The organism is Acinetobacter sp. S4397-1 (assembly GCF_024129285.1).
Taxonomy (GTDB): Bacteria; Pseudomonadota; Gammaproteobacteria; order Pseudomonadales; family Moraxellaceae; genus Acinetobacter; species Acinetobacter lwoffii_C.
Window position 1 is genome coordinate 23,261 of the sequence record NZ_JAMXXZ010000031.1, and the last position, 6,518, is coordinate 29,778.

The following is a 6,518-nucleotide window of genomic DNA, read 5'->3' on the forward strand; positions in this document are numbered from 1 at the left end:
CACATGGCACAAGGACTTTTGGCGGGTAAACGCTTTTTGATCGCAGGTATTGCAAGTAAATTATCAATTGCTTTTGGTATTGCTCAAGCCTTACATCGTGAAGGTGCAGAACTTGCTTTTACCTATCCAAATGAAAAACTGAAAAAACGTGTTGATGACTTTGCCGCACAATTTGGTTCTGAACTAGTGTTTCCTTGTGATGTGGCCGTAGATGCTGAAATTGAAGGCACCTTTGCTGAACTGGCAAAGCATTGGGACGGTCTTGATGGTGTGGTTCACTCTATCGGTTTTGCACCTGCCCATACTCTGGATGGTGACTTTACCCAGGTGACAGACCGTGAAGGTTTTAATGTTGCTCATGACATCAGTGCGTATAGTTTTGTAGCCATGGCGCGTGCTGCAAAGCCGTTATTGGCAGCACGCCAGGGTTGTCTGCTGACTCTGACTTATCAAGGTTCTGAGCGCGTGATGCCAAACTATAACGTAATGGGGATGGCCAAAGCGTCTTTAGAGGCAGGTGTACGCTATCTGGCATCAAGCCTGGGCAAAGAAGGTATTCGTGTAAATGCAATCTCTGCCGGTCCAATCCGTACACTGGCAGCTTCAGGTATCAAGTCTTTCCGTAAAATGCTGGATCTGAATGAAAAAGTGGCACCGCTAAAACGTAACGTTACCATTGAAGAAGTGGGTAATGCGGCCTTATTCCTGTGTTCTCCATGGGCTTCAGGAATTACGGGTGAAATCTTGTATGTGGATGCCGGTTTTAATACCGTTGGTATGAGCGCAGAATTGATGCTGGATGCTGAGTAAAATGCATTAAGTTCTCTCTCCCTTTGAGAGAGAGTTAGAGAGAAGGGTTCTAGAATTTTAAATAATTAATTTACCTCTCCCTTTGCGACACAATGTTTCTCATCTCCTAAAAGGAGAGGGAAAAAAGAAATAAAAAAGACCGCACAAGCGGTCTTTTTTAATATCCGGGAAAAGCGATTAAGCTTGACCTTCAACCGCAGTCGCTTGCGCGCGTTGCAGATTGGCTTCAAATTCAGCATCGAAGTTGATAGGAGTGAGCAGTAACTGCGGGAAGCTGCCTTTGGTAACCATGTCATTCACGGCTTCACGAAGGAAGGGGAACAAAATGTTCGGGCAGTAAGCACCTAGAATATAAGGTAAACGTTCTTCTTCAACGCCATCGACCAGAAAAATACCGGCTTGAGTCACATCAACGATAAACGCAGTCTCGCCCTCATTATTGGCTTGAACGACCACTTTTAAAGCCACTTCAAAATGAGTCGGATCAATTTTTTCTGCCGAAGAAGACAGATTGATATTTAACTCAGGTTGCCATTGCTTGGTAAAAACTTGCGCCCCAGGAACTTCAAAAGAAATATCTTTAGTGTAAATGCGCTCTAATGCCAGTTGTGGTTGAGCTTGTTGTTCTTCACTCATTCTTTAATCCTTAATATAAAATAATGATTTTAGTAAATTAAGCCAGTAAATCGTCAAGTTTGCCTTCACGCTCTAACGCATAAAGCTGGTCAAAACCGCCGATGAATTGTTCATTGATAAAAATTTGTGGCACGGTACGGTGATTGGTGCGCTGCATCAATTCAATACGTACTTCAGGTGCTTCATTCGACAAATTGATTTCTTTGTACGCAACGCCTTTGCGCTCAAGGAGCTGTTTTGCACGGACACAATACGGACATACAGTTGTCGAATAAATAGTGACTTCAGCCATGGTCAATCTCCTGTTCGCAGATTATTTGCTTTTAATTAGAGGTAAACCTTGAGCTTTCCAGTTGCTGATTCCGCCATCAAGACGATAAGCATCTGCATGACCGACCTGCTGGAGTGCAGAACCTGCAACCTGCCCAAGATTACAAATGAACACCAGCGGGCGATCAGATGTTTTTAACTCATCAAGATGTTTTGTAATTTGGCTATAGGGAATGTTGCGGCTCCCACTGATGTGGCCTTCGCGAAAATCTTTGCCATCACGTAAATCAATCAGCATGGCATTTTTGGCTTTGACTAAAATGCCCAGCGATTGCGGGGAAATTTTACGACCGTTACGTTGACCTTCGATAATGAAGAATAAAACCACGAGTACCGCGAGTGTTCCAAACAAGAAGGGGTGATTCCCCATAAACTCGAACCAACGTTCCACAATCCACCTAATTACAATTTTGAAATTGCCAAGAGTATAGCTCATAAATATGGTGATCAAAATCACCGCTTCAAGGGCTAAGGCTTAAGAAAATTAATTTTTTTGCTGTGCTTCCGTGATTTCATCAATTAAACGCAGATAGCTGTCCAGTCGGCGGGGTAAAATTTCACCATCTGCTGCTGCTTTACGCAGGGCACACTGCTTTTCGTGTTTATGGGTACAGTTCCGGAACTGGCAGTGACCAAGCAGATTTTCAATTTCTGGAAAGCCGCTGGGGATCTTTTCTAAAGGCAGATGCCATAAACCAAATTCACGGATTCCCGGTGAGTCAATCAGGGCTGCATTTTCACCAAAAGGAATCAGGCGAGTCGAGGTCGTGGTGTGTTGCCCCAGCGCTGAGTTTTCAGAAATCACATTGGTCTTTTGTGCCGCATCCGGTACGATGGCATTGATTAAAGTGCTTTTACCCACACCCGACTGACCGACAAAGGCAACGGTCTCATCATTCAAGCGGGCGGTTAATGCAGATAGGTCTCCATCCGACTGGGTCTGCATCACTTCATAGCCTAAATCTTTGTATTCATTCAATAGTTCCAGAATAGGGTCCTGCTCTTTAAGTAGGTCGGACTTATTCAACACCAGTAATGCCGGAATTTGAGCGTCGGCACAGGCGACCAGATAGCGGTCAATTAAACCCGGGGCAGGTTCAGGCAGTGGTGCAAATACAATGACAATCAGGGAAATATTGGCTGCCACCGGTTTGACCTTGTGATAACGGTCAGGACGGGTCAATAAGGATTTACGCGGATGAATCGCGGTGATAATTCCGAGACCAGTATTCGGATCGGCTTGCCATTTTACCCGGTCGCCGGTAACCAAAAGTTCGAGGTTGGTCCGGGTATGACAGCGCCAGACACTGTCTGGTTCAATGGGTTTCCAGAACGGTTCCGGCTCACCATCGGCGACCACAGGTTTTTCAGGATGCGGCTCAGGTACCGACAAGGTCTGAACTTCGAGCTGGCGGCCATAATGCTGTACCACTAAGCCTTCCAGGTCCTGGGAGGTATCAAGATCTTCCTGACGCGTTTTCTGCTGTTTCTGAATACGGCGCTGCTGTTGTTCGGTCAAACGACGCTTACGGATTAAAGCCATTCAATTCCTAAAAAACCATGGGTGCGAGAAGGCAAAAATAGCATGAAGCCGAGGGTGAATACAGCCAAGTCGCAGGAAATTTGCTACTATATTATTTTTAAACTGATTAGATCACACAATTTATGAGCAGCACACCGGATAGCCGCCTGATTTGGATTGACCTGGAAATGACAGGTCTGGACACTGACAATGATCAGATTATTGAAATCGCCACCATTGTGACGGATGATAACCTGAATATTCTTGCTGAGGGTCCTGTGCTGGTTGTGCATCAGTCAGATCGTATCTTGAATGCGATGGATGAATGGAATACCCGTCAACATGGCCAGTCCGGTCTGATTGAACGTGTGCGCCGCAGTAAATTAAAGGCGCAGGATGCCGAGCGGGAAACCATTGAATTCTTGAAAAAATGGGTGAATCCGAAAGTATCACCAATGTGTGGGAACTCGATCTGTCAGGACCGGCGTTTCCTGCACCGTCTGATGCCGGAGCTGGAACAGTATTTTCATTACCGTAATCTGGATGTCTCTTCAGTCAAGGAGCTGGCCAAACGCTGGCGTCCTGAAATCATGAGCGGTCTTAAGAAAAATGCCTCGCATCTGGCGATGGATGACATTCGTGATTCGATTGCCGAACTGAAATATTACCGTGAATATTTTTTCATTATGAATAAAGACTAAGTTCAAGTGACATGAAAAGAGGCTTAAGCCTCTTTTTTTATTTTGTTGAGCGCGTTTTTTCTAGAGTGAAAATATTCAATGCGATCAAAACAAACCCACAGGAGCAATAACCCAATCAGATGAGGCTGTGTTCATTATGGCGAAGATGACAAAGCCAAATCATCCTAAGCGAATGAGACTACTGTGAGAATGGGGTTGTGTGTTTGGGGCGAGGCAGAAAATAAAAATAAAGCAGGTTGCACAGAAGCTTCCAACCCAGAAGGTGATAAATAGCATGACCTTTCACCCTCTTTAGCTAGATGACAGCTGCTTAATGGGTTGCTGATATTTCATTTGTTGTGGGCAGGTTGGCGTGCTCATCAGAGCTGATGATCGTTGAAATGGATTGAACATTTAATGGCAGTAAAAAAAAGCGGATTTTGCTAAAATGATCGAGTATTTTTATTGCTATAGATGACCTATGACTGATCTGCTTCAAGATGATGAATATGAACGCCGTTTTGCCGGTGTGGCCAAGATTTATGGCGAGGACAGCTTTCATCATTATGAAAACAGTCATGTGATGGTTATTGGTATTGGCGGGGTGGGTTCTTGGGCGGTTGAAGCACTGGCACGAACCGGGATTGGCGAGCTGACCCTGGTCGACATGGATGTGGTTGCAGCATCGAATATCAACCGTCAGTTACCGGCCATGACCACCACCTTGGGCTGTGAGAAAATTGAAATTATGGCGGAGCGTTGCCGGGCCATTAATCCCCGCATCAAGGTGAATCTGATTGATGACTACCTCACCGCTGAAAATGTGAAAGAGCTGCTGGCTGGACAGCCTGATATCATTCTGGACTGTATTGATGACGTCAAAGCCAAATTGGCGCTGATGCTGCATTGCCGTTTTAACAAGCTACCTTTAATTGTTTCTGGTGGTGCCGGCGGGAAATTAGATCCTTTAAAGATTCGCGTGGCTGATTTGTCCAGGACCGAACAGGATCCGATGCTGGCCAAATTACGTACCCAATTACGTGCCAAAGGTATCTGTAAAAAGCCTAAAGAAAAATTTGGCATCACCTGTGTCTATTCAATTGATAATCCTTTCTCAGGGGCCGAGGTATGTGCCAGTGCCGGTCTGCGCTGTGGGGGTTATGGCTCAGCTGTCGTGGTAACCTCCAGCTTTGCCATGATCGCCGTCTCAGAAGTACTGAAAAAACTTGATACGAAGCGCAGTAAAGCCTGATTAGGCCACTTAAAAAACACAGAGCCTAGGCTGTAGTTTATGTTAAATTTACAATAATTATTTTATACACATAACAAAAACAATGTCTTGGAGCAACTATGTGGTTTTTGCTAGTGCTGATTTTGGGGATTGCTGCTTTAGCCTTCTGGATGTGGAAGCGTCCAGATCCGGTCCAACGTGATCAGGCCAAGGCTGTGCAGCATGATTTATGGATTGAGCAGATGGACGCCCAGCTCAAGCATGCGGCACGTTTAGCTGCTGATCCTGATCATCCGGACCATGAACGTGCCTATCAGATTTATCAGAGCCTGGCACAGCAGCAGGAATGGCCGCAGGCCTATGTCGGTATGGCCTTGATGCATTTAAAGGCGCAGGGGCGTGAGCAGAATTCAGAAAAAGCCATCAGCTTGTTGGAAAAAGCTTTCAGTTTGGGAAGTGAAGAAGCTGCCTATCATTTAGGCCAGATGTACGATGGTCATCCTCAGCATGTGAATGATCTTGAAAAAGCCTTGTACTGGTATCGGCATGCGGTGGCTCGTGGTCATCTGGATGCCCAGTATCGTATGAGCGAGCTGACTGAAACTGACCATGGCACAGCAGAACAGCAACGGCTGCAACTTTTGGTTCAACATGCCACGCAGGGCCATGCCAATTCGCAGTATCAGCTGGCACAGCATTATCTGGCAGAGGGCGCTCAGCAGGACCTGAGTTTAGGCATGCATTACCTGTTTCTGGCCGCACAGCAGGATCATCTGATGGCCAATCAGCAGATCGCTGATGCGTATGCGCGCGGCAAAATTTTACCGCAGGACCACAAACAGGCGCTGTATTTTATTAAGCGCTGTATTCATTTAGGCGACCAGAGCGGGTTGTATGATTATTATGCTGGTGTTTTATTGGGCTGGATTGATACTGACCAGCGTCAACGGGTGTTTCAGCATCTGTTGCAGCAGTCCAGAGAACATACAGATGCCCAGGCTAAAACCTTAATCGGTCTGGCCTATTTTCATGGCTGGTATGTCGATAAAAATCAGACCATGGCTTTTCGTTACTGGTCTGAAGCAGCTCAGAGCCAGCATCCGCAGGCACTTAATCTGATTGCGGCACTATATTTTGAATCTTATCTAGTTGCCCATGAGCCGGAAAAAGCTTTCCGGCTTTATCAAAGTGCAGCAGCAATGAAGCCTGATGATAATTTGGTGGTGTTCTAAAAAGTATGCTGGCATCAGACATAGCCATAATTGACATAGAAGAATACCAAATCAAACACCTTAAAGTGGTTATCAAA

7 protein-coding genes and 1 pseudogene are annotated in these 6,518 nt (G+C 45.7%); 4 read left to right on the top strand and 4 right to left on the bottom strand.

The features are described from left to right. The first annotated feature begins 3 nt into the window (after positions 1–3). Complete coding sequence (locus NI467_RS12415) at positions 4–810, top strand: enoyl-ACP reductase (RefSeq protein ID WP_151204321.1); 807 nt, start codon at positions 4–6, stop codon at positions 808–810. Positions 811–987: 177 nt separating this feature from the next. Here NI467_RS12415 and secB read toward each other — a convergent pair whose 3' ends face one another. The 4 genes from secB to rsgA all read right to left on the bottom strand — a co-directional run bounded on the left by secB (position 988) and on the right by rsgA (position 3,319). After that, a complete protein-coding gene (gene secB / locus NI467_RS12420; protein WP_151204320.1) occupies positions 988–1,446 on the bottom strand; it encodes a protein-export chaperone SecB in 459 nt (152 codons plus the stop codon). Between the two features lie 37 nt (positions 1,447–1,483). Beyond that, positions 1,484–1,738, bottom strand: coding sequence for a glutaredoxin 3 (grxC, locus tag NI467_RS12425; protein ID WP_151204319.1), 255 nt, complete (start codon positions 1,736–1,738; stop codon positions 1,484–1,486). Between the two features lie 21 nt (positions 1,739–1,759). Next, positions 1,760–2,167, bottom strand: coding sequence for a rhodanese-like domain-containing protein (locus NI467_RS12430; protein ID WP_151204318.1), 408 nt, complete (start codon positions 2,165–2,167; stop codon positions 1,760–1,762). A gap of 93 nt (positions 2,168–2,260) precedes the next feature. Next, positions 2,261–3,319, bottom strand: coding sequence for a ribosome small subunit-dependent GTPase A (gene rsgA, locus NI467_RS12435; protein ID WP_253153230.1), 1,059 nt, complete (start codon positions 3,317–3,319; stop codon positions 2,261–2,263). A 122-nt stretch (positions 3,320–3,441) separates the two neighbouring features. On the opposite strand from rsgA, the gene orn reads away from it, so the two are divergent. From orn to NI467_RS12450, 3 genes and pseudogenes are all read left to right on the top strand, one after another. Beyond that, the gene (gene orn, locus NI467_RS12440; RefSeq protein ID WP_151204316.1) at positions 3,442–3,999 is read left to right on the top strand and encodes an oligoribonuclease; all 558 of its coding nucleotides are present in this window, start codon (positions 3,442–3,444) and stop codon (positions 3,997–3,999) included. A 460-nt stretch (positions 4,000–4,459) separates the two neighbouring features. Beyond that, the gene (locus tag NI467_RS12445) at positions 4,460–5,230 is read left to right on the top strand and encodes a ThiF family adenylyltransferase (RefSeq protein WP_253153232.1); all 771 of its coding nucleotides are present in this window, start codon (positions 4,460–4,462) and stop codon (positions 5,228–5,230) included. A 98-nt stretch (positions 5,231–5,328) separates the two neighbouring features. Continuing rightward, a pseudogene (locus tag NI467_RS12450) lies at positions 5,329–6,420 on the top strand (tetratricopeptide repeat protein); the annotation flags it as partial. Positions 6,421–6,518 lie beyond the last annotated feature (98 nt).